This is a genomic window from Achromobacter animicus, from assembly GCF_902859585.1.
GTDB classification, from domain to species: domain Bacteria; phylum Pseudomonadota; class Gammaproteobacteria; order Burkholderiales; family Burkholderiaceae_B; genus Achromobacter; species Achromobacter animicus.
In genome coordinates this window covers 21,335-43,993 of sequence record NZ_CADIJM010000025.1, presented here as the reverse complement: position 1 = coordinate 43,993, position 22,659 = coordinate 21,335, and the positions used below count along the sequence as shown (strand labels likewise).

Annotated in this window: 19 protein-coding genes; 6 read left to right on the top strand and 13 right to left on the bottom strand. The window is 64.3% G+C overall.

All coding sequences use genetic code 11. The annotated features are described in order from the left end of the window. Together HV681_RS27015 and HV681_RS27010 are read left to right on the top strand one after the other, a co-directional pair. The coding region (locus HV681_RS27015; RefSeq protein WP_217467872.1) for a hypothetical protein at positions 1–1,522 on the top strand (1,522 nt) is incomplete at its 5' end. Between the two features lie 41 nt (positions 1,523–1,563). Then, positions 1,564–2,418, top strand: a complete 855-nt coding sequence (locus tag HV681_RS27010) for a hypothetical protein (protein ID WP_175126170.1) — start codon at positions 1,564–1,566, stop codon at positions 2,416–2,418. Positions 2,419–2,501: 83 nt separating this feature from the next. On the opposite strand, the gene HV681_RS27005 is transcribed toward HV681_RS27010, so the two are convergent. The 13 genes from HV681_RS27005 to HV681_RS26945 all read right to left on the bottom strand — a co-directional run bounded on the left by HV681_RS27005 (position 2,502) and on the right by HV681_RS26945 (position 15,852). Then, positions 2,502–3,773 (bottom strand): glycosyltransferase WbuB, encoded by a 1,272-nt coding sequence (locus HV681_RS27005; protein WP_175126169.1) that lies wholly within the window; start codon positions 3,771–3,773, stop codon positions 2,502–2,504. Continuing rightward, positions 3,770–4,330: a putative colanic acid biosynthesis acetyltransferase gene (locus HV681_RS27000; protein WP_056563330.1), complete on the bottom strand. Its 561-nt coding sequence runs from the start codon at positions 4,328–4,330 to the stop codon at positions 3,770–3,772. Before HV681_RS27000 ends, HV681_RS27005 begins: the two co-directional genes overlap by 4 nt. Then, positions 4,327–5,214, bottom strand: coding sequence for a glycosyltransferase family 2 protein (locus HV681_RS26995; protein WP_175126168.1), 888 nt, complete (start codon positions 5,212–5,214; stop codon positions 4,327–4,329). The genes HV681_RS27000 and HV681_RS26995 overlap by 4 nt, the downstream gene beginning before the upstream one ends. A gap of 13 nt (positions 5,215–5,227) precedes the next feature. After that, on the bottom strand, positions 5,228–6,358 hold the full coding sequence (locus tag HV681_RS26990) for a glycosyltransferase (protein ID WP_175126167.1): 1,131 nt from the start codon (positions 6,356–6,358) through the stop codon (positions 5,228–5,230). After that, positions 6,351–7,643, bottom strand: a complete 1,293-nt coding sequence (locus tag HV681_RS26985; RefSeq protein ID WP_175126166.1) for an O-antigen ligase family protein — start codon at positions 7,641–7,643, stop codon at positions 6,351–6,353. Before HV681_RS26985 ends, HV681_RS26990 begins: the two co-directional genes overlap by 8 nt. 28 nt (positions 7,644–7,671) lie before the next feature. Continuing rightward, entirely contained in the window at positions 7,672–8,589 is a 918-nt protein-coding gene (locus HV681_RS26980; RefSeq protein ID WP_224776689.1) for a glycosyltransferase family 2 protein, read from the bottom strand. 5 nt (positions 8,590–8,594) lie between these two features. Next, entirely contained in the window at positions 8,595–9,899 is a 1,305-nt protein-coding gene (locus HV681_RS26975; RefSeq protein ID WP_239213175.1) for a lipopolysaccharide biosynthesis protein, read from the bottom strand. A gap of 44 nt (positions 9,900–9,943) precedes the next feature. Continuing rightward, positions 9,944–10,897 (bottom strand): GDP-L-fucose synthase family protein, encoded by a 954-nt coding sequence (locus tag HV681_RS26970; RefSeq protein WP_175126164.1) that lies wholly within the window; start codon positions 10,895–10,897, stop codon positions 9,944–9,946. A gap of 6 nt (positions 10,898–10,903) precedes the next feature. After that, positions 10,904–12,013, bottom strand: coding sequence for a GDP-mannose 4,6-dehydratase (gmd, locus tag HV681_RS26965; RefSeq protein ID WP_175126163.1), 1,110 nt, complete (start codon positions 12,011–12,013; stop codon positions 10,904–10,906). 10 nt (positions 12,014–12,023) lie between these two features. Beyond that, positions 12,024–12,386 (bottom strand): VanZ family protein, encoded by a 363-nt coding sequence (locus HV681_RS26960; RefSeq protein WP_175126162.1) that lies wholly within the window; start codon positions 12,384–12,386, stop codon positions 12,024–12,026. Positions 12,387–12,507: 121 nt separating this feature from the next. Next, on the bottom strand, positions 12,508–13,938 hold the full coding sequence (locus HV681_RS26955; protein ID WP_175126161.1) for a mannose-1-phosphate guanylyltransferase/mannose-6-phosphate isomerase: 1,431 nt from the start codon (positions 13,936–13,938) through the stop codon (positions 12,508–12,510). Positions 13,939–13,943: 5 nt separating this feature from the next. Then, a complete protein-coding gene (locus tag HV681_RS26950; RefSeq protein WP_175126173.1) occupies positions 13,944–14,396 on the bottom strand; it encodes a GDP-mannose mannosyl hydrolase in 453 nt (150 codons plus the stop codon). Between the two features lie 46 nt (positions 14,397–14,442). After that, positions 14,443–15,852 carry an undecaprenyl-phosphate glucose phosphotransferase gene (locus tag HV681_RS26945; RefSeq protein WP_175126160.1) on the bottom strand — a complete coding sequence of 470 codons (1,410 nt, stop codon included), beginning with the start codon at positions 15,850–15,852 and terminating at the stop codon, positions 14,443–14,445. Between the two features lie 240 nt (positions 15,853–16,092). On the opposite strand from HV681_RS26945, the gene HV681_RS26940 reads away from it, so the two are divergent. From HV681_RS26940 to pgi, 4 genes are all read left to right on the top strand, one after another. Beyond that, positions 16,093–17,229, top strand: coding sequence for a polysaccharide biosynthesis/export family protein (locus HV681_RS26940; protein WP_175126159.1), 1,137 nt, complete (start codon positions 16,093–16,095; stop codon positions 17,227–17,229). A gap of 65 nt (positions 17,230–17,294) precedes the next feature. Continuing rightward, positions 17,295–19,556: a GNVR domain-containing protein gene (locus tag HV681_RS26935; protein WP_175126158.1), complete on the top strand. Its 2,262-nt coding sequence runs from the start codon at positions 17,295–17,297 to the stop codon at positions 19,554–19,556. Between the two features lie 21 nt (positions 19,557–19,577). Beyond that, positions 19,578–20,975 (top strand): phosphomannomutase/phosphoglucomutase, encoded by a 1,398-nt coding sequence (locus HV681_RS26930; protein WP_175126157.1) that lies wholly within the window; start codon positions 19,578–19,580, stop codon positions 20,973–20,975. A gap of 13 nt (positions 20,976–20,988) precedes the next feature. Then, positions 20,989–22,656 carry a glucose-6-phosphate isomerase gene (gene pgi / locus HV681_RS26925; RefSeq protein WP_175126156.1) on the top strand — a complete coding sequence of 556 codons (1,668 nt, stop codon included), beginning with the start codon at positions 20,989–20,991 and terminating at the stop codon, positions 22,654–22,656. Positions 22,657–22,659: the final 3 nt, after the last annotated feature.

Genomic DNA, 22,659 nt, shown 5'->3' with positions numbered 1-22,659 from the left:
ATTTGCTGAAGTCCGTGTTGGCAGCACGATCGTCACGTACCGCGTGTCCAGCGCTGAGGCGCGCTTTCAATACGCCCAGTTTCATGGTGAGCAACACATGAACACCGAACGACTAAGGAAGTGGGGTATTACGGTCAAGCGGCCATTGCGCAATCAGGCGGCGACGGTGCTCCTATACGAAGAGGTGCGCGTGGGGGACCAGGTAAAACGCATTTCTTCCGCTCCATCTACAGTGAACAATCGACAGCCGTTCCAACTTGAAGGCAACGTGTTCAAGCGTATGTTGGAGCGGGGTCGTCAAAGTCCGGCCTACGGCGCCGCGCAGACTGGGATCGTGCGCGCCGAGTATGCATTCACGGGACTTGCCGCCGTATCAGCCATCATGGCACTGCGATCATCGATCAAAGATCTCGCAAACGGGAGGATTGATTTTTCATTTGCCGGATTCACTAGCGGCGCAAGTGCCTTGGCTGCAGTATCGGCCGTAATTAGCTCGGGCTTGTTCGTTAAGGCCGACCTGATCCAGCTGCGGACATTGGCCAAAGGAGAATCACTTGCCGCAGCACGAAAGGCCGCTTTTCCAGCTCGAACACTCGCCACAAAAGCTGGCGCAGTAACTACCGCATTCGGTGCCATCGCCGACGCGATTCGCGCTTCCCATGCCTTCACAATTCAACAAAATTCCGAGGCTGGTCGACTATATATGGCGTCAGCTGGATTTGGAGCGTTGGCGGCTGCTGGGTTGTTCCTAAGTGCCTCAGGCTTCGTCCTTGGTGTTGTCGGGTCAGTCGGCTGGATTGTGCTGGCCTTCATCGCCACTGCAGGCGTAATTTATTTCAGCATACAGGCCGCTCTCGCCAAATTTCAGCCCGACGAAGTCTGGTTGTCACACAGCTATTGGAGTCGGGGTGCGCGAGCTTATCGTTATAAGTCTTTAGACGAAGAACTTACTGCTTTCCATGGTGCCGTTTACGGCGTTCGCGCTGTAGCTAATTGGGAAGCTCCCTCGATGTCTGTGCGCGATATTGCAGTCCGCAGCATCCCTATTTATGGACTCTGGCAAGACAGCGTTGCTCTACGGCGCGATATCGCGAAGGACGGCATAGGAACTCTTTCGCTATCTGTAGTCCTCCCTCGCTATCCCACTCTGGGCGAAGATTCGCCGCTTATAAGACACGTCGACGTTTTCCAATACACGCTCAAAGCGAAGCGGAACGGCAAAATCCTGAATATGGTCCAGGGACCCATCGCAGCAGCCCCGGGCTACCACTTCCCATATGACACGGAATGCATGGTTACTGGCAAAGACTTCATTCGAGACGGTACCCGCCAGTTGAGCTGGCAAATCATCATGCGTGAAGACACGGAAGTCATGCTGGACTATTGTTACCGGCCAGACATCGTAAATCAGCCCAGCGTCGCGCTATTCCCGCAGCAGGAGCCGCTCGTCTTTACACGAGGTACTTGGCTTACAGATCCCATCGACGAAGCGTTGGTCGCTCCAGTGCGGGAGCCTCAGTAATGCGAACTACTAAGCGGCATAGGCAGGCGCGGCCATCGTTTATGGAGATTCAAAACAACTGGCGGCTCTTTCGCTTTGCAAGCACGTTATTGCCTACGGCCCCCGGCTCATACGAGACTCCTGCTATTCAAGCGGTCCGGTTCAATGATGATTGCATTGAAGTTGTTTCTGATACGCTGCAAACCGAACTAGAGGGATTTGGCCTTCGAGCCTTCACTTTCTTTGGGCTTCTTGTATTTCTCATCGCAGTGATCGTAGGTGTCGACAACTGGTTTGGAGTGGTTTGGGTGCCTATTCTAGGCCTTCCTGTCATAGGACTTCTTGGGTTCTTCCTTTCTCGCATCTTGTTGCCGCGTTACAGGTATCGCTGTTCGAAAGTCCGTTTCGACCGCCGATCCCGCCGCGTCTATTACGTCCCGTATCCCGAAGAAAGCTCGGACACCATATGGGAACTGGACTGGGATCGGTTGCAAGGCATTGATTGGACAACAGGTAGAGCACAACCTTATCTCTACCTTGTCGGTTATACCTGCAACCTGCCGGAGCCTCAGTTGGTCAAGATACCGGTGATGTATAACGGCGAGATTTGGGCAGACCATATCTGGGCTTGGCTTCATCGGTTTATGGCCCAGATCGAAGACTTGCCCCCACCCAAAATCATCACACTCCCCCAAAGTCCGCGTGATGTATTGATGCGCTACGGTGGCCGTTGGATCGTCAGGTCTCTCACCACAAAGAAGGGGCGGCTGTGGTTGCCGCTGACGATCTGGGTTGATTTGGCGATTCTGCTCGTGTTCATGCCGTCCATGGCCTTGCCGCAATTGATCGTTCTCCTATACCCGGAGATTCAATTTCCGGAAGAGAACAATCGACATTGTGGCTTTGCTTCAGGCTAAACAAGAACGGCGGGGCAAGGCGACGCTGTCCGTGGTGTCCCTTGTCCGCCAAGGCATGCGCCAAGTCCAGAACACGCCGCCCTTCAAACATCCCCCTCACTCGCCCGCGTTCCCGCCGGCGCTCCGCGGCCCTTGCGCTTCGCAATCGCCATAAACTCTCGCTCCGCCGCACCTAGCACCGCGTCCACATGCAGATGCGCCATCGCGTACTGCCGTGCCGCCGCGCCCAAAGTTTCACGGATTTGTGCGTTATAGCTGAGCTTGCGCACCGCCTCGGCCATCGCCACGGCATCCTCGGGCGGTGTCAGCAGCCCGCAGCGCGACACGACATTAGCAAGCTCCGTACCGCGCGCCGCGCCGCAGACCACCGGGCGGCCGCTGGCCAGCATGCCGGTCAGTTTTGAAGGCATCACCAGGTCGGCGGCGCCGGCGCGTTGGGGCAGGAGGTGGATATCCGCAGTGCCCAGCAGCGCGCCCAAGCGTTCCGCAGGCTGCAGATCCAGAAAGATGACGCGCGTCAGGCCGCGGCATTTTTCCTCCAGTGCCGCGCGTTCCGGGCCCTGGCCGCAGAACAAAAACCACAGGCGGTCCTCGCGGTTGAGACGCCGCGCCACGTCCGCCAGAATCTGCAGACCCTGCTTGCCGCCCATGTTCCCCGAATACAACGCAACGATGGCGTTATCCGGAATGCCGAGCTGCGCACGGTAATCGCCGCCTTCGGCCAGCGGCGTGATGGCGTTGACATCGATCCAGTTGGGCAGCAGCACCGCACGGGCGGGATCGATGCCTTTTGAAAGCGCCAGATCCAGCATCCGGTTTGAAATCGTCGACACGCGGTCAAACCGGCGCATCAACCAGCGCTCGGCGCGCTTGACCATCGATCGCAAGGCGCCGCCCTTCAGCAGCCCCAGTTCAAACGCCGCGTCGACCTCGAAGTCCTGGATGTGCAGCCAGGCGCGCGCGCCGGTCAGGCGCGCGGTCAGCCATGCGGCCGGGGCGCAGAAGAGGGCGGGTTCGACGACCAGGATGATGTCCGGGCGGCGCATTGCGGCGCGCAGCAGCGACGGCAGGCTGGACAGCGCGAAGCTTGCCAGGTGCACCAGGCGCTTGGCGCCGCCAGGTCTTTCGGGCACCCACAAGGGCGCGCGTCGCACGGTCACGCCGCGGCGCGTTTCCTTGGCATAGCGCGAGCCGCGGTAGCCCTCGTGCACCTTCCATTGCGGGTAGTAGGGCGGGGCGGTGACCACACTGACTTCGTGCCCGTGCGCGGCCAGCCATTCGGCCAGTTCGGCGGTGTACTTGCCGGTGCCGGTCAGTTCGGGCGCGTAGTTGATGCCATAGATGAGTATTTTCATGTTGGCGTGGCGGTGCGGGGCCGGATGGGTCGGCACGGGTTGCCGTGGCAGACCATTGCGGCCGGCATGTTGCGGAACACCGAGCTGCGTGCGCCGATGACCGCCTCGCGCGCGATCGTCACGCCCGGTCCGACGAACACGTCGGTCGCCACCCACGCGCCGTCTTCGACGCGCACGGCGCGTTCACGCAGCGGGAAGTCGGGCCGGCCGGCGTCGTGGTCCGCCGCGCACAGATAGCTGCGCTGGGACACCACGGCGTGCGCGCCGATGTGAATCGGACCCAGGCTGTAGATCACCGCGTCGTCGCCGATCCAGGCGTAATCGCCGATCTCGACCTTCCAGGGGTAGGTGACCGTGGCCGTGGGCCGGATCAGCACCTTGTGGCCCACGCGCGCCCCGAAGCACCGCAGCAGCCAGCGGCGAAAGCCGTAGGCCACCTGCGGCGACCAGCGAAAGAGCGTGCCTTGCACCATCCACCACAACTGCACGGTCAGCGCCGAACGCCCGCGCTGACCCGGCGCCAGCGCGAACTGGTCCAGGCGTTGCAAGGTGCTCATTTGGCCGCTCCCGCAACGGCATCGCGCTGCGACGCGGCCTCGCTGGCCCGGCGCGCCTTCAGGATTTCTTCGGTCTTGATGCGGATCTGCCAGTAGTACATGGCGCGTGCGACGGCGTAGTCATAGCCCGCCTTGCCGTCCAGGAAGCCCAGCTTGAAGACGTAGGAATGCAGAAACGAGATGGGCGCCTTGAACGGCATGGCCTGGAAGATTTTCTTGAGCAGCCCGCGTCCGCCCACATTGGCTTCGCGCGGGTCGTTCATCAGGCCCTTGGTGCGCAGGTTCGCTTCCCAGTCCGAATAGCGGTTGTGCTTGTCGAAGTAGTGATAGAGCGAATCGTGGTCGTTGTGCACCATGCGCTGGCGCAGCGCGAACGTTTCGCCCTGGACCTGCGGCTGGTAGTGGCCCTCGACCTCCCACATGTTGGCGACGTCCAGGTCGTCGTAGTCCAGGAAGCGCGAGCGGTCGCGCGCCAGCAGCGCCAGCTTGTAGACGCGATGGCCGTGTTCGAGCTTCTTGCCGCAGAACACGTAGTCGAACGGCACAAAGGCGCCGCCCGCGCCGGCCGCAAAGCGCGGCAGCACCTCGCGTATCTCGGCGGCGAGGCTTGGCGTCATTTCTTCGTCGGCGTCGACATACAGGACGACGGGGTGCGAAAAAGGAAGCTGCTCCAGGCACCACTGCTTTTTCTTCGGATACTTGCCGTCCCAATTGAAGTTCGAGACGTGCGCGCCCATCGCCGTGGCGATCGCGCAGGTCGCGTCCGTGCTGTTGGAGTCGACGACGAAGACCTCGTCGAACTCCACCAGCCCCTTCAGGCACTTCGCGATGTTGCGTTCCTCGTTCTTCGTCATCACCACGACGGATACCGGTATCTTCTGCATGATGCTGTCCTGTTCAGGGCGTTCCGCGCTGCATGAGCGGGCGGAAGAGATCGATGACGTTGCGGCAGTGCCGCTCAAGGGAAAAGGCGTCCGCGCGCTCGGGGCCCTGGGCCGCCAGCTTCTCGCGCATCTCGCCGTCGTAGGCCAGGCGCCGCACCGCCTCGGCCAGCGCCTCGGCGTCGCCAACCGGCACCAGCAGCCCGTAGCGGCCGGCGTCCAGGATCTCGGCCGGACCATGCGGGCAGTCCGTGGAGATCACGGGCACGCCCAGGCACAGGGCCTCCACCAGCACGTTGCCGAAGCTCTCGCGCACGGAGGTGAGCGCAAAGGCGCCGGCGCCGGCGATGACCGGAAAGGGGTTGTCGATATGGCCCGCCAACGTGACCTGCGTGCGCGATGGCCTGTCGTCGATGCGCTTTTGCAGGGCGGCGTGCTCGGAGCCTTCGCCCAGGATCGTGAATGCGATACGCGGGTCGTCCAGCAGCGCGGCTGCGTCGATCAAGGTGGCATAGTCCTTCACCGCCTCGAGCCGGCCCACGGCCACGACGTGGTAGGGCGACTCGCCACCGTCGTTCAGCCTGGGTTGCGCGCCTTGCCGGCGCACGTTGTCCAGCGGCACGCCGTTGTAGATGGTGTGGACCTTGCCGCGCAGCGGCGGGAACATGCTGACCAGGTCTTCCTTCACGCCGCGCGACACGCCCACCACGGCGTCATGGCGCCGGTAAGTCTGGCTGACCAGCCAGCACTTCAGACGGCGCATTTTCGATGCGCCGTAGTGGATGGCCGGGCTGCTGTGCTCGAAGGCCACGGTTCGGAAGTTGCCGCGCAGGATCTTTCTGGCCAGCACGACCAGCATGTTGCACAACAGACCGTGCGAGCAGACGATGGCGGGCTTTTCGCGGCGGATGTGCTGCAGCAGCTTGAAGAACGCCACGGGCAGCGCCAGCCGCAGCTTGGTTGGGGACTCGATGATCGGAAATGCGCGGGTGACCTTGGGATTGGCGATGGGATACTCGCGATTGCGCGAACGCAGCAGGAACAGGGCGGAGTCCACCCCCTGTTCGGGCAACGCATCCACAATGAAGGCGACGCATCTTCCGACGCCGCCATGCAAGTCCGGTGCGACAAACAAGACATCAGACATGGGGTATTACTCGCGTGGGTGGCGCCCGGCGCACGATATCCGGGCGAGGGCTGGGAGCGGGAGATTCTTGGCGAGGCACGGGCATGATCTGTGCATTGCGCATCAGCGACAGGCAATAGCACAGCAGGAAGCCGGTAAACGCGGTCTTGGGCGCATAGGCCAGACCGCCGGACATCGAGTCGATGAAGATGTAGATGGGCGCGGTGGCGAGCAGATATCGCCGGTGCATCTCCAGCCCGGGATGGGCGTAGCGCCGAAAGAGCGAGAACAGCAGGATCAATAGTGGCGGCAACATGATCATGATCGTGCCGACCACGCCGAACTTCATCAGGTAGAAGGCCCATGAGTTGTGCGCGAACGTGCTCAGCTCGAAGCCGTTTTCGCCCATCACCCAGCTGCGAAAGCCCGCGCCCTTGCCGAACACGGGGCTTTCCGCGAAGAACTGCATCTGGCCCTCCATCTCCTGGACGCGCGCGCCGTAGCTGGAGTCTTCGTCCAGGCGCTCGACGCTGAAGATCCGATCGGTCAGCACGTCCAGATAGCCGATGGCGCCGAAGATCAGCACCCCGGCCACGGCCGCGGGCGCGAAGATCATCACGGCGCGGCGCCGGATGTCGGCGCTGCCGGCCAGCAGCACGGCGATGATGACGGAGATCGCCAGCTGGAGGTACTGGCTGCGGTTCAGCGAGAACACCAGCGCCATCACCATGTACAGCGTCAACATGTAGGCCTTGGGGCCCGATACGTTCAGCGTGCGACGGAAGTACAGCAGTGACACCACGCCCATCGGGATCGCCCACACGCCCAGCCGCACGTTGCGCAGGGGATTGGCGACGCTGAAGCCGGCCGCCTGTTCCACCAGCATCAACGTGGCAACCGCCAGGCTCGCCGCAACGATGTACTTCTGCAGGATCGCATAGGCGTGCGGACTGTCGATGTCCTTGTAGCAAAGGAACGGCGTGCAAAGGAAGTAGAAGACGATGCGCAGGTCGCGCGCGACGTCGCCGGTCTCGATGCCGGGGTGATGGCTCGACACCACCAGCAGATAGATCACCGAGATCGCCTGGATGCCCAGCAGCACCCCCAGCGCGCCGCGCGGGAACGCGTACGCACCCGGGTCGGCCAGCCGGAGCGCCTTGACGCCCAGCATGGCCACGAACAGCAGGTCGAAGGGCGAGAGCTTGAAGCTCCCCACCCCGATGACGAACCTGTCGTCGTTCAGCGCCAGCGCGGTGAAGACGAACAGGCCCAGGAGGTGCAGGGTGGAAAGCCGGCGCGTAGTCATTGCAGTTCCGTATCAGTGTCGGTCCGGCCTAGTGCGCGGCCCAATCGTCGCGTCCGAAGATCTTGGTGGTCAGCTTCTCCAGCAGATACGTCAGATCGCCCTGGCGTGCGTGCGCGGCGACTTTCGAGGCGCGGCAGGACAGTTCGAACAGCTTGCCCAGACCCGGTTCGGTACGCCGGATGCGGCTGACGATCTGTTCGCGCTCTTCCAGCAGCACGTCCTGCATCAGTGCCGTCTTGGTCTCGTCGTGGGCGGTGTAGACGCCCAGCGCGTCCGGCACGATCAGGTTCTTGCCTTCGCGCAGCAGCCGGCTCCACAATTCCAGGTCCATGCAGTAACGCATGCTTTCCTGCAGCAGGCCGTACTTGCGCAGCAGGTCGCGGCGGAAGATGGCCGACTGGTTCGGGATCGACGCCTTCACCACCGTCAGCGTGCCGCGGTTGACGGGCGTGTAGTGGATCTTGCGGAAGATGTGGTTGTTGGCATCCGCCACGAACAGGTTGCCGCTGACGATCGGCGCGCGGCCCTTGGCGGCGGCCGTGCCCAGCTTGCGCAGCGCGCCCGGGAAATACAGGTCATCCGAGTTCTGCCAACCGACATAATCGCCCGTGGCGCGTTCGAAGCCCTTGTTGATCGCGTGCGACTGGCCGCGGTCCGGTGTGCTTTCCCAGTAGGACAGGTAGCGCTCGTACTTCTTGATAATGTCCACGCTGCCATCCGTGGAGCCGCCGTCGATGATGATGTATTCCAGCCGCGGATACCCCTGGTTCAGCACGGACAGGATGGTGCGCTCCAGGAACTTGGCCTGGTTGAACGAGGGCGTCACGATCGTCACCTTGGGCAGCAGGCCGCTGGCGATGGGCGCTGGCGGACGGAGCTCGCGGACGAAGTCGATGAGCTGGCGTGAATACTCGTTGTGGCGCTTGCGCATGTAAGACCTCAGCATGTTGGTTATCGGGTGGCCGCAGGCATGGCGCCCGGAAACTCGGGGCGGGATTGACGGATGGCGAGGGCCACGCCGGCCAGCGTGATCGCCGCGTAGGCCATGCGGCCCCAGGCTGCGGCGTGTTCCCCCGCCACGTGAACCAGTCCCGCCATGACGCACAGCATTGCCAGGCCGCCCAATCCGTTCAGGATCGCGACGGCGCGGGAATTGCCGAGCCCCAGCAGGGAGAAATGCGCCGCAGCGTTGAGGGACAAGAGGCCCGACGCCACGATCAGCAATTGGAATGTGCCCAGATGGCCGCCGGCGACGTTGTCGCCCAGCAGCACGTTCAAGAGCGGCCGGCTGACCGCCAGCACGGCCAGCGTGGCCCCGGCCGACAGCGCCAGGTTCCACAGCATCATGCGGCGGATCTCGCGTTCGGCCGCGCCCGGGTAGGGCGGCGAGACCGACAGGCGGGTCACGCGCGGCATGGCCTTCTGGAAGATGGCGACGGACGCGGTGTGGATGATCTGGCCCACTTGCACGCCCACGGTATAGATCGCCAGCGCCGCCGGTCCCATCAGGCTGCCGACCAGCACGCGGTCGACCGAGCCGAAGGCCAGCGCGCTCAGGCTGTTCAGCCACGACCAGCGCGAGAACCGGAAGGCGGCCATCATGGCGCCGCGATCGCGCACGGGCCGCACGATGTAGCGGTCGTAGGCGCGCGAGAACACGCGCATCTTGACGCTGCCCGCGATCAGGAGGCCCAGCGCCTGCGCCAGTCCCGTCCACGTGGGCGAGGCGGTGTACCAGGCGGCCGCGCACGCGAGCGCCATCGTGCCTGTGCGGCTGAAGACCTCGCACAGCGCGGTGGCGCGAAAGTCCTCGCGCCCCTTCAGGCAACCGGAAAAGAGCTGGTCATACTGCTGCGTGAGATAGATGGCGAGCGCCGGCATGGCCAGCATCGTCACCGCCACGCCGCCGAATGTGGCTTCTGGCCAGCCCAACCCCACCACGCCCCACAGCAGCACGGCAGCCAGGGTCACGACGGCCAGCGCACAGCCGATCAGCGACATGCTGACACCGGCCGCGCGATAGGCGCCGCCGGGTTCGTGCGCGCTCTCGGACACCAGCTTGGTCGCAGTCACCGCCGCGCCCAGGTTGGCCGCGTTGCCGAAGCCCGCCAGCGCGATGATCATCGAATACTGGCCGAAGCCGACCGTGCCGAGCTGGCGGAACAGGATCGGCAGCGCCACCAGCGCCGCGACGGGACCGATGCCGTACTCCACCAGCCCCCAGAAGGAGGCATTGCCGGCGATGTGTTTCTTCACGAATCCAAGCATCGGTAACCCTGTCTGTCATGCTGGCGCGGCCGTCAGGCCACCGGCAGCGCCTGTTGCGTGCGCTCGCGCAGGAAATGGCCGTAGGCCAGCGTGATGCCATGCGTCAGAGAGATCTCCGGCCGCCAGCCCAACGCCTGCACGCGCGACGAGTCCATCAGCTTGCGCGGCGTGCCGTCGGGCTTGGAGGTGTCGTAGACGATCTTGCCCTCGTAGCCGATCACGCGCGCCACCAGCTGCGCCAGGTCCGCGATGGAGATGTCCTGGCCGGCGCCGATGTTGTAGATGCCCTCGGCGTCCGGATGCTCCATCAGCATGACGCTGGCCTGCGCCAGGTCGTCCACGTACAGGAACTCGCGCAGCGGCGACCCGGTGCCCCAGATCGTCACGCTTTCCGCGTTGGCCTCGCGGCCCTCGTGGAACTTGCGGATCAGGGCCGGCAGCACATGGCTGCTGTGCAGGTCGTAGTTGTCGTGCGGGCCATACAGGTTGGTGGGCATGGCGCAGATGAAGCGCGCGCCGTGCTCCCGCTGGTAGGCCTCGCACAGCTTCAGGCCGGCGATCTTGGCGATGGCGTACGGTTCGTTGGTGGACTCCAGCGGACCGGTCAGCAGCGCGTCCTCTCGGATGGGCTGCGGCGCCTCGCGCGGGTAGATGCATGACGAACCCAGGAACAGCAGCTTGCGCACCCCGGCCGCATACGCTGCGCGGATCACGTTGCACTGGATCATCAGGTTCTTGTACAGAAAATCCACCGGATGCGTCTGGTTGGCCAGGATGCCGCCCACCTTGGCGGCGGCCAGGTACACCACGTCGACCGGCGTGGTCGAAAAGAAGCGGTGCACCTGGTTCTGGTTTTCCAGGTCCAGTTCCGCGCGGCTGCGGGTCAGCACGTTCTCGTAGCCGCGCCGGTGCAGTTCGCGGGTGATCGCCGCGCCCACCATCCCGCGGTGGCCGGCGACGAAAACGCGTTGGTCCAGGTTCGTCATGGCGGGCTACTCCTTGTAGGCGTAGATTTCGTAGCCGTTCTGTTCGACCAGCGCATCGCGCCGCGCGTCCTTCAGGTCCGCCTCGACCATCTCCTTGACGAGCTGCGCGAACGTGGTGCGGGGCGACCAGCCGAGCTTTTCGCGGGCCTTGGTGGGATCGCCCAGCAGGGTCTCCACTTCAGTCGGACGGAAGTAGCGCGGATCGACGCGGACGATGACCTGGCCGGCCTTGACGTCATGCACCGGCGAGAACAGCACCGTGGCCGTCTCTTCCAGGCCTTCGCCTTCCCACGCCAGCAGGATGCCCAGCTCGCGCGCGGCGGTGTTGATGAACTCGCGCACGCTGTACTGCATGCCCGTCGCGATGACGTAGTCTTCGGGCGTGTCCTGCTGCAGCATCAGCCACTGCATTTCGACGTAGTCGCGGGCGTGGCCCCAATCGCGCAGGGCGGAGAGGTTGCCCAGGTACAGGCATTCCTGCAGGCCCAGCACGATGCGCGCCAGGCCGCGGGTGATCTTGCGCGTCACGAACGTTTCGCCGCGCTTGGGCGATTCGTGATTGAACAGGATGCCGTTGCAGGCGTACATGCCATAGGCTTCGCGGTAGTTCACGCTGATCCAGTAGGCGTAGAGCTTGGCGGCGGCGTAGGGGCTGCGCGGGTAGAAGGGGGTGGTTTCCTTCTGCGGCGTTTCCTGCACCAGGCCGTACAGCTCGGACGTCGACGCCTGGTAGAAGCGCGACTTGTTTTCCAGCTTCAGGATGCGGATGGCTTCCAAGAGGCGCAGGGTGCCCAGGCCGTCGGCGTTGGCCGTGTATTCCGGTTCCTCGAACGAGACGCCCACGTGGCTTTGCGCGGCCAGGTTGTAGATCTCGTCAGGCTGCACCGACTGGACGATGCGGATGAGGCTGCACGAGTCCGTCATGTCGCCGTGGTGCAGGACGAAATTGCGGGGCTGGTCGTGCGGGTCCTGGTACAGATGGTCGATTCGCGCGGTGTTGAACAGCGAAGCGCGCCGCTTGATGCCGTGGACCTCATAGCCCTTGGCCAGCAGAAGCTCCGCCAGATAGGCCCCGTCTTGGCCAGTTACGCCGGTAATCAGTGCCCGTTTTGGCATGGTTGTGTCCTTAAGACTTAGTGACTGCACGAAAGGAGCCGATGGCTGCGTTACCAATGTGCAAAGAGATTACTGTTGCACCAGCCGCTGAGATATCGGCCAAAAGGTCTAAGAGTTCAGCCTCTCGGTAGGGAAAAAGGGACTGGATGGATTCGTCCACCACTCCCAATGCGGTAACCGTCAGCATGGCCACCAGCGCCGGGCGCCGGTTGACCGATACGTAGATCAGCCCGGTCAGGAAGGCGTAGGCGGCCAGATGCAGCCGCTTGTCGCCAAAGGCATCGGACATGTCCGCCGCCAGCCCGGGCAGGTTGCCCACCGTGATCAGAACGATGAAAAAGAGGGCCGCCACGGGCAGGCAGATCCTTGCCATGCCCGGGCGCCAAAAGGGAACCCGCTCCGGAGGAGGCTCTTCGCCGCCGGGCCGCCCCAAGGCGAAGACGGCCCCCTCGGGGGGCAGCAAGCGCGCGGAGCGTGTGCGGCGTGGGGGCTCCCTAAACACGGCCGTAGATGTCCTGGAAGCGCACGATGTCGTCTTCGCCCAAATAGGCGCCCGACTGCACCTCGATGATTTCCAGCGGAATCTTCCCGGGGTTCTCCAGGCTGTGGATCTCGCCCAGCGGGATGTAGGTCGACTGGTTCTCGGTCAGCAGGTACTGCTTGTCGCCGTTGTAGATGCGCGCCGTACCCGACACCACGATCCAGTGCTCGGCGCGGTGGTGGTGCATCTGCGACGACAACCGCGCGCCCGGCTTCACGGTGATGCGCTTGACCTGGTATCGCGGCCCCTGGCCGACCGAGTCGTACGACCCCCACGGCCGCTGGACCTCGCGGTGGTGGTTCAGTTCGCTGCGGTGCTGCGACTTGAAGACCTCGACCAGGCGCTTGACGTCCTGCGAGCGCGACTTGTGCGCCACCAGGACCGCGTCGGCCGTCTCGATGACCACGATGTCGTCCAGGCCCACCGAGGCCACCAGCCGGCTGGTCGAATGGATGAGGCAGTTGCGCGAATCCTCCACCATGACGTCGCCCGTGGTGGAGTTGCCTTCCACCGACTTCTGGGCGATGCCCCATACGGCATCCCACGCACCCACGTCGCTCCACGAGGCGGCCAGCGGGATGACCACCGCGCTGTCGGTGCGCTCCATGATGGCGTAGTCCATCGAATCGCTGGGGCATGCCTCGAACGCCGGGCCGTCCAGATGGAAAAGGCCGTTGTCGCCATGCCCCGTCGCCACGGCCGACTGCGCCTGCGCGAGGATCTTGGGCGCCAGCCGGCCCAGCTCGGCCAGGAAGACCGACGCCTGGAAGGCAAACATGCCGCTGTTCCAGTAGTAACCGCCGTCGTCGATGAAGCGCTGGGCGACCTCGGGCGACGGTTTTTCCACGAACCGGCGCACACGGCGCGCCGGGGCCATGGCGCCGGGCTCGTCCGCCTGGATGTACCCGTAGCCGCTGAGCGGCGCGGTCGGCTTGATGCCGAACGTCACCAGTGCGCCTTGGCGGGCCGCATCGTACGCCTGGGCAAACGCCGCGCTGAGCACCTCGCCGTCTTCCAGCACGTGGTCCGACGGCATGATGAGCATGATGGGATCCTCCCCCTCCTGCATGGCCCGCAGCGTGGCAGCAGCGATGGCCGGCGCCGTGTTGCGCGCAAACGGCTCCAGGATGACCTCGACGTCCTTGATGCCCAGCTCATCAGCCTGCTCCGCCGCGATGTAGCGATGCGCCTCATTGCAGACCAGGATGGGCCGCTCTTGCGCGCCCGCCGACTCCAGCCGTCGCAGGGTGTTCTGCAGAAGGCTGCGGTCATCGGTCAAACGGATGAACTGCTTCGGCAACAGTTCGCGCGACAGCGGCCACAGGCGCGAGCCTGAACCACCGCAAAGAATCACTGCCCGGTACGGAGGACGGGGGTTGGTCATGGCTCTCACTCCTTGAAGTAGGCCTGGGTGTACGGATGCACGCCGGGATCGGCGGCGATCACTTCCCGCGGCAGCCAGCGATAGCCGCTGTGCTGGGACAGGGGAAGGCTTGCGGTATCCAGAGAAAGCTCGGCCTCATACGCGAGGACGACGTAGTGGGTGGAGCGTCCCGCCTCACCCGCGAAATTGGTGCCGTAGAAGTGCTCGTACACGCCGCGCGGCGTCCACTCGAGGTCGGGCAACGACAGGCCCAGCTCGTCGTGGACGATGCGGCGCAGCGCGTGGCGCAGCGACTCGTTCTTGCGGATCCGGCCACCCGGCACGAACCACGCGCCCTGGGCGGGCGGATTGGCCCGCAGCCCGGTCAGGTAGTTGCCGGCGCCATCGCGCAGCAGGAGATCGATCGACACCAGGGGCAGCATTTCCACTGCCTGGCGGAAGTCCGAGCGGCCAAGCATGCCGCCACGAGGCCCCGGCGCTTCACGCACGGGCCATCCCAACGGTTCAGTAGACATTGCGGCCCGTCCATCCCGAAATCGCGGTGCGCGCGATGATCAGCAGGTCCATTCTGAACGTCCAATGCTGGATGTAATAGATGTCGTGTTCGACGCGGTCGCTCATCTTGCGCAGCGTGTCGGTCTGGCCGCGGAAGCCGTTGACCTGCGCCCAGCCGGTGATGCCGGGCTTGACGCGGTGGCGCATCATGTAGCGCTGCACCAGGTCCTTGTACATTTCGTTGTGCTCCAGCGCGTGCGGGCGCGGGCCCACCACCGACATGTCGCCCATCAGCACGTTCAGGAACTGCGGCAGCTCGTCCAGGCTGGTGCGGCGCAGGAAGCCGCCGATGCGCGTGACACGGTTGTCGTTGCGCGTGGCCTGGGTGACCACGCCGTGTTCCTGGTGCACGGTCATGGTGCGGAACTTGTAGACGTGGAACACCTTGCCGTCCACGCCGAGGCGGGGTTGCGTGAAGAACACGGGGCCGCGCGACGTCAGCTTGATCAGCATGGCCACGGTCAGCATGACGGGCGCCAGGCCGATCAGCGCGCACAGCGCGAAGCTGCGGTCGAAGGCCTCCTTGGCCCAGCCGCGCACGCCGGCGGCGGGCAGGCTGTTCAGTTGAATCGCGGGCAGTCCCAGGAACTCGCCGATGCGATGGCCCAGCAGCTGGATGGACATCACATCGGGAATCCAGCGGATATCCACCAGGTCGTTGCGCAGGTGATAGAGCACTTCGCGCAGCTCCTGGCCGGCTTCCATCGGCAGCACGATCCAGATCTCGCGCACCTTGTTCTCACGAACGAAGTCGGTCAGGTTGTCCAGGTCGTGCAGACGGCGGACCTGCGGCGGCAGGATCTCATGCGGTTCGGCGTAGATCCCCGATATCTGATAGCCGGCCTCGCGGTACTTTTCCACGCGGCGCCACATGTCGTGGCCCAGCGCGCCAAAGCCCACGAGCAGCACCCGCTTCTTGTCCATGCCGCGATCGCGCGCCGCGCCCAGCACCGCATAGACGGCGATGCGCACGCCGGCCAGCGCCAGCGCCGTCATGCCGAACCAGGTTGCAGCCCATAAGCGGGATATCGCGCCGGTCTGGTGCATGAGAAAACTGACGAAGATGCCCAACGCAAACACGGTGGCCCACGCGGCAAGGCTGCGCACCACCAGATCGGTGAGCAGGCGTCCGCGCCACGACACATACAGGCGGAAGGCCGGGAAGAGCGCGATCACGCCCAGGCCGCACAGATAGATCAGGAACAAATGAATCTGCGGAGGATCCGTGAAAGCATCTTCCGAGAACTTCAAGCCGGTGGCAGTCAGGCCGCAGGTGATGACGATCGCGGCGTCGAGCAAGCGATACAGATAGCTTGCCCCACTGAACCTTGCCGACGTGTCCGTTTGGGACGGGTCCATCGCGCACTCCTGTTCGGGGAAACGCCTTGCGCAACGCAAAAACTGTGCAGTGCCGCAAAGCATGTGGCTACCGACAAAATCTTATTGAGTGCGCAACTCACCCGAAACCTCCAAACGGTGTAGGAGAAGGCTTAGGGCATCCGTCGAATGTGCGGGCTTAGGAAAAGCGTGTGGAATGTCGCAACCCGTTACGCATCGGGCTCCTTTCCAGGCAACGAAGTCATTCACAGTGGATTCGCCATGACTACATTTTTCGGAACGATGAGCCGAGCCATAGCCGCTATCGCGCTCGTGTCCTCGCTAGGCGCTTGCGCCCTATCACCCGGTATGACGTTCAACGCCAATCAGCTCGCGGATCCGCTGGACCCGAACTCCAAGGCGGTCATCAAACAGATCACGCCGTCCCTCGTTCTTGAAGAGCAGCGCGCACGTGAAGCGCTGATCGATAACGAAGGCATCGGTCACCTCATCGGCAAGCCGGCTCCCTACCTCATCGGGCCGGGAGACATCCTCTCGATCGTCGTGTGGGATCACCCCGAGCTCGTGCTTCCGACGCAAACCTACGCCATCGGATCAGGGGCAACGGAATTAGCTATTGGGGATACCGCCTCGGGCATTCCGGGCTATACGGTCTCATCCGCTGGATATATCCAGTTTCCGTATACGGGACTGCTGAAAGTGGCGGGGTTGACTGAACTTCAGGCGCGCAATCTCATAGTCAATAGTTCGGGCAAGTACATACAGGACCCGCAGATCACCGTACGCGTTCTGGGATTCCGCAGCAAGCGCATCTTCGTCGATGGCGAGGTAACCACGCCGGGTACGGTTGCGATCAATGATGTGCCCATGACCCTGTTGGAAGCGCTCAACAGGGCCGGAGGCATCCTGCCAACCGGAGACCGCAGTGCGGTTTATGTGATCCGCGATGGCAAGCGTACTCGCGTGAACCTTCCCGCGCTGATCGAGCGCGGCCAGGACCTGAATCAGGTCATGCTCAAGGCAGGGGACATCGTGAGAGTCACGCCGCGCGAGGATAGCAAGGTGTTCGTGATGGGTGAGGTGTTCATCCCCGGGGCTTCCGTCATGCGTGATGGACGCTTGTCGCTGACCGAGGCATTGGGTCTTGCTGGCGGGCCCAACCAGATCACGGCCGACACCTCGCAGATTTTCGTCGTGCGCGCCACGGAGGAGGCAAAGCCTTTGGTGTATCACCTGAACGCCGCATCGCCGCAGGCACTGGCGGTGGGCGCCAAGTTTGAATTGCAACCCAAGGATGTCGTGTTCGTGGATTCGGCGGGCCTGGTGCGGTGGAACCGCTTCATCAGCAACCTCTTCCCGAGCGCGCAGACCGTACAGACCGTCAGGTCCATCGATTAGTCCGCCTCAAAACCCCGCCTTTGGGGGCGCCGCAACCGCGGCGGCGCCCTCTCCTGGAGAGCTGCATGTCGTTGCCCATCGAATCGTTCGAGCCGTCAGTACCGGCCCGTCAGCAGGAAACCCCGTTGTCGTCCCACGTGGACGCCATTTTTTCCAATCGCTGGATGATCATTGCGATCACCATGTTCGCGTTTCTCGGCGCGCTCGCCTATGTGATGGTGACGCCGTCGGTCTATTCGGCTGACATCATCGTGCAGGTGGAGGAGGAGCTCCCGAACGGACAGGCGCGCAGCCTGCTGGGCGATGTCTCATCCATGTTCGACACCAAGGCGGAAACGTCGGGCGAAATGGAAGTGCTGCGCTCGCGCATGGTCGTCGGTCCCGCCGTCGACAAGTTCCTGCTCTACATCCATGCGAAGCCGCGCTACTTCCCCGTGGTGGGCGAATGGCTGGCGCAGCGCTACGAAAGCCTGCCGTATCCGTCCAGCCTGCCGCGCGGGGGCTATGCGTGGGGCGGGGAGTCCATTGCAATCTCGCAACTGGACGTGCCCAACGAGTGGCTGGGCAAGCCGTTCCGGCTGACCACGCTGGGCGAGGGCCGCTACACGCTCAGCGACAAGCTGACCGGCGCCACGTTCACCGGCACGGTGGGCAAGCCCGAGCGCTTCCTGTTGCCGGGTGGCGGCGCGATGGACGTGCACGTCGACGCGCTGTCGGGCCGTCCCGGCACCGAGTTCACGGTGTCGCGCAGCTCGCGCCTGGCGGCCATCGAGGATGTGCAATCGCGCTTGGGCATCTTTGAGCGCGGCCGCACGTCGGGCGTGATCGGCGTCACGCTGGAGGGCAACGATCCGGCGCTGACCACCGCGGTGCTGAACCAGATCGGCCAGGAATACGTGCAGCAGAACGTGAACCGCAAGTCCGCGCAGGCCGAGAAGTCGCTGGTGTTCCTGGAGCAGCAGCTGCCGCAACTGAAGGCCGAGCTTGATGCAGCCGAAACCAAGTACAACCAGCTGCGCAACAAGCGCGGCACGATCGACCTGAGCGAAGAAGCGAAGCTGATCCTCGGGCAGTCGGTCGACGCCCAGACCCGCGTGATGGAACTGCGCCAGAAGCGCCAGGAACTGATCACGCGCTTTGCGCCGACGCACCCGAGCATCGTGGGCATCGACCGTCAGATCGCATCGCTGACGGGCGACGTCAACCGCCTGGGCAACAACATCAAGCAACTGCCGGATCTGGAACAGGACGTGGTGCGCCTGGTGCGCGACGTGCGCGTCAACACCGAGCTCTACACGGCGCTCTTGAACAACACGCAGCAGCTCAAGCTGATCCGCGCCGGCAAGGTGGGCAACGTGCGCATCCTGGATGCCGCCGTGCAGCCTGACAAGCCCGTGCGTCCGAAGGGCGCGATCATCATCGGCGTGGCCACCGCAGCCGGTCTGATCTTCGCCATGCTGTGCGCGTTCGTGCGCAACGCCTTGTTCGGCGGCCTGTCGGAGCCGGAAGACGTCGAGCGCCATACCGGCCTGCCGGTGCTGGCCGCCATTCCGTACAGCGACGTGCAGGACAAGCTGTGGCGCCGCAGCCGGCGCAAGAACGCCACCGTGCCTGCGCTCCTGGCGCAGAGCCAGGGCAACTCGCCACCGATCGAGAGTTTGCGATCCTTCCGCAACGTGCTGCAGGCCTCGCTGCGCCAGTCCGCCAACAACATGGTCATGTTCACTGGTCCGGTGGCGGGTGTGGGTAAATCCTTCCTGTCTGCAAACTTTGCCTTCATCCAGGGGGGCGTCGGCAAGCGCGTGCTGCTGATCGATGCCGACTTCCGCAAGGGCCAGCTCAACCGCTATTTCGGCGTGCCGAAGGAAGATGGTCTGTTCGAAGTGCTGACCGGCACGATCCCGCTCAGCCGCGTCCGCAAGCACAGCGTGTCCGAAGGCGTGGACTTCATCGCCACGGGCGCCGTGACGTTCGATCCGTCGGAGCTGCTGGCCTCGCCGGTGTTCGGCGAGACCCTGCGGGAACTGGCCACGCAGTACGACATGGTGATCCTGGACACGGCGCCCGTGCTGTCGTCGCCGGATGCCGCCGTGGTCGGTACGCATGCCGCGGCAGTCATGGTGGTGGTGCGGTCGGGCATGAATACGGTCGGCGAGATCCGCGAAACGGCCAAGCGCCTGATCCAGGCGGGCGCGCCGGTCGATGGCGTGGTCTTCAACGGTCTCAAGCTGCTGCCGGAACGTTTCGGGTTCCGGTCCAAGTACGGTGGTTATCGCTACTCCCGTGCGGCGTACTACGGTGATTTCAAACAGAACGGTCCCAAGTGAACGCCACACGGAGAAACTGGCATGCACGGAACTTTTGGCTGGGACACGCCGCAAATTCTGGATGCGGTTTTCAAGGCCTATGACATACGGGGAACGGTCCCGGACGAGCTGGATGCCAGGTTTGCCCACAGCCTCGGGATGGCGGTGGGCGCCAAGGCGCACGCACAGGGGGTGCGGTCGATCGTGGTGGGACGCGACGGCAGGCTGAGCAGTGTCGAGCTGTCCGCGGCGCTGCAGGCCGGGCTGCGCTCGGCCGGCATGCACGTGATCGACATCGGCATGGCGACCACGCCGATGGTGTATTTCACGGCCCGGTTGATGGACACCGGGACCGGCATCGCGGTGACGGGCAGCCATAACCCGCCCACGCACAACGGCTTCAAGATCGTGATGGAAGGCGGCTCGCTGTACGGCGACGGCTTGACCGCGCTGCGCGACGCAATGCGCCAGCCGATCGATTCGGCGCCCACGCCCGGCGGTCGCACCCAGATGCAGATCACGCCCTGCTACGCGGCGCGCCTCGTGGGCGACATCCGCATGGCGCGGCCCATGAAGATCGCCATCGACTGCGGCAGCGGGGTTGCGGGCGCGGTGGCGCCGGCGCTATTCCGGGCGCTGGGCTGCGAGGTGACGGAGCTGTTCTGCGAGGTGGATGGATCCTTTCCGGGGCATCACCCCGATCCGGCCGACCCCCACAATCTGCAGGACCTTATCTACTGCCTGCGCTATTCGGACTGCGAGGTCGGACTGGCGTTCGACGGCGACGGCGACCGGCTGGGCGTCGTCACAAAATCGGGACAGATCATCTGGCCGGACCGCCAGCTGATCCTGTTCGCCCGCGACGTGCTGGCGCGCAATCCGGGAGCCGAGATCATCTACGACGTCAAATGCAGCCGCCATGTGGCCCGCGCCATCACCGAGGCGGGCGGCAAGGCGACCATGTGGAAGACAGGGCATTCCCTTATCAAAGCCAAGATGCGCGAGTCGGGAGCGCTACTTGCTGGGGAGATGAGCGGCCACATTTTCTTCAAGGAGCGCTGGTACGGCTTTGACGACGGCATCTACGCCGCCGCCCGCCTGCTGGAGATCCTCTCGTCGGCGCCGGACCCCTCGGCATTGCTGGAAAGCTTGCCCCAGTCCTGCGCCACCCCCGAATTGAAACTGGAGACCACGGAAGGCGTCGAGCTGGTGCAGGCGCTGCGCGACCAAGGGGAGTTCCCCGGCGCAGTGTCCATCAACGAGCTCGACGGGATCCGTGTGGACTACGCGGATGGCTTCGGCCTTGCGCGACCGTCCAACACCACACCGACGGTGGTACTCCGGTTCGAAGGAGACAACGTGGCCGCGCTGGCTCGTATCGAGGAGGACTTTCGCAAGGCGTTCAGGCGCATTGCACCTCACATTCGTTTACCGTTCTAAGGAGCATCACGCGATGGGAAAGGCTCAACAGGCGATTGAGGCGTTAAGGGCAGACTCCGGACTGGCAAACAGCCCGGAGTGGGTGGCTTTCGCGCAGGCTGCGCAAAACGCTGAACTGGACGCCAGTGCGCTCAAGGTGATCGAAGCGGCAGGATTGTGCGTGGACTTGACCATGCAACGCCAGTCGGCGTCGCTGGACGGCGCGGGACAGGCGCTGCTGCAGGCGCGCGGATTGGAAGAGGCGCGCCGCGCGCTGTTTGCCGGGGAACCGGTCAATTGGACTGAAAACCGGGCGGCATGGCATACCGCGCTGCGCGCCGGTCGCACCCGCGAGCAGCCGGAAGGGCAGGACGCGGATTCCGTCTGCGAGTATTCGCGCATGACCGACTTCGTGCGGCGCGTGGACCAGACGGCGGACTTCTCCACCGTCCTGCACATCGGCATCGGCGGCAGCGACTGGGGTCCGCGCCTGGCCGTGCAGGCATTCGGCGGACCGCAGCAGCGCCGGCAGATCCGCTTCGTGTCCAACATTTGCGGCCATGCCTTCCATGACGCCGTGGCCGGGCTGGACCCGCGCCGCACGCTGGTCGTCATTTCCTCCAAGTCCTTCACCACGTCGGAAACGCTGCACAACGCTCGCGCCGCCATCGCCTGGCTCAAGCAGGGCGGCGTGGCCGATGTGTCCGACCATCTGGCGGCCGTGACCGCCAATGCGCCGGCCGCGCGCGCGCTGGGTGTGCCGTCCAGCCAGGTCTTCAAGATGTGCGACTGGGTGGGCGGACGCTACTCCGTCTGGTCGGTGGCCGGCCTGTCGATCGCGCTGACGGTGGGCTTGGACGTGCTGATCGGGATGCGCGCGGGCGCCGAGGCCATGGACCAGCATTTCCTGCAGACGCCGTTTGCGTCCAATGCGCCTGTGCAACTGGCGCTGGCCGGCCTGGTCAATTGCAGCGTGCTGGGATTCAACTCGCTGAATGTGGCGGCCTACAGCGGGCGCCTGCTGCACCTGGTGACCTATCTGCAGCAGCTCGAAATGGAATCGCTGGGCAAGCGGGTCGCCGGCGACGGCGCCGCGGTCGGCGTGCCGACGGCGCCCATCATCTGGGGCATGCCGGGTACGGACGGCCAGCACACCTTCTTCCAGTGGCTGCATCAAAGCGAGGAAGGCGCGCCGGTGGACTTCATCGCCAGCCTGCAAGGGCACGCGGACAGCCCCGATGCGCATCGCATGCTGCTGGCCAACTGCCTGGCGCAGCGCCAGGCGCTGATGCGCGGCAAGAGCCTGGAGCAGGCGCTGCTGGACGTCGCTCACATCGACAACCAGGAGCGTGCGCTGTCGCTGGCGCAGCACATGGTGCATCCGGGCGGACGGCCGTCGACGCTGATCGTGCTGCGTCAGCTCGATCCGCGAGGCCTGGGCGCACTGCTGGCCCTGTACGAGCACAAGGTGTTCGTGCAGAGCGTGGTCTGGGGCGTCAACCCCTTCGACCAGTACGGCGTGGAACTGGGCAAACGGCTGGCCAGCGGCATCGAGCGCGAGCTGGCGGTGCCGGTGTCGGCGGGCGTGGTCGACTGGGGGCATGACGCTTCCACGTCGTACTGGATCGACCGCTACCGCAGCCATGCGCAGGCCCCGCGTCCCCGCCATGCGTGGGTGCCCGGAATGACGGCCCACCTCTGACGG

Bases quoted from the DNA above. Each gene is read 5' to 3' on its own strand.
- HV681_RS27010 (WP_175126170.1), top strand. From the start codon at position 1,564: ATGGAGATTCAAAACAACTGGCGGCTCTTTCGCTTTGCAAGCACGTTA.
- HV681_RS27005 (WP_175126169.1), bottom strand. From the start codon at position 3,773: ATGAAAATACTCATCTATGGCATCAACTACGCGCCCGAACTGACCGGC.
- HV681_RS27000 (WP_056563330.1), bottom strand. From the start codon at position 4,330: ATGAGCACCTTGCAACGCCTGGACCAGTTCGCGCTGGCGCCGGGTCAG.
- HV681_RS26995 (WP_175126168.1), bottom strand. From the start codon at position 5,214: ATGCAGAAGATACCGGTATCCGTCGTGGTGATGACGAAGAACGAGGAA.
- HV681_RS26990 (WP_175126167.1), bottom strand. From the start codon at position 6,358: ATGTCTGATGTCTTGTTTGTCGCACCGGACTTGCATGGCGGCGTCGGA.
- HV681_RS26985 (WP_175126166.1), bottom strand. From the start codon at position 7,643: ATGACTACGCGCCGGCTTTCCACCCTGCACCTCCTGGGCCTGTTCGTC.
- HV681_RS26980 (WP_224776689.1), bottom strand. From the start codon at position 8,589: ATGCTGAGGTCTTACATGCGCAAGCGCCACAACGAGTATTCACGCCAG.
- HV681_RS26970 (WP_175126164.1), bottom strand. From the start codon at position 10,897: ATGACGAACCTGGACCAACGCGTTTTCGTCGCCGGCCACCGCGGGATG.
- gmd (WP_175126163.1), bottom strand. From the start codon at position 12,013: ATGCCAAAACGGGCACTGATTACCGGCGTAACTGGCCAAGACGGGGCC.
- HV681_RS26960 (WP_175126162.1), bottom strand. From the start codon at position 12,386: ATGGCAAGGATCTGCCTGCCCGTGGCGGCCCTCTTTTTCATCGTTCTG.
- HV681_RS26955 (WP_175126161.1), bottom strand. From the start codon at position 13,938: ATGACCAACCCCCGTCCTCCGTACCGGGCAGTGATTCTTTGCGGTGGT.
- HV681_RS26950 (WP_175126173.1), bottom strand. From the start codon at position 14,396: ATGCTTGGCCGCTCGGACTTCCGCCAGGCAGTGGAAATGCTGCCCCTG.
- HV681_RS26945 (WP_175126160.1), bottom strand. From the start codon at position 15,852: ATGGACCCGTCCCAAACGGACACGTCGGCAAGGTTCAGTGGGGCAAGC.
- HV681_RS26940 (WP_175126159.1), top strand. From the start codon at position 16,093: ATGACTACATTTTTCGGAACGATGAGCCGAGCCATAGCCGCTATCGCG.
- HV681_RS26935 (WP_175126158.1), top strand. From the start codon at position 17,295: ATGTCGTTGCCCATCGAATCGTTCGAGCCGTCAGTACCGGCCCGTCAG.
- HV681_RS26930 (WP_175126157.1), top strand. From the start codon at position 19,578: ATGCACGGAACTTTTGGCTGGGACACGCCGCAAATTCTGGATGCGGTT.
- pgi (WP_175126156.1), top strand. From the start codon at position 20,989: ATGGGAAAGGCTCAACAGGCGATTGAGGCGTTAAGGGCAGACTCCGGA.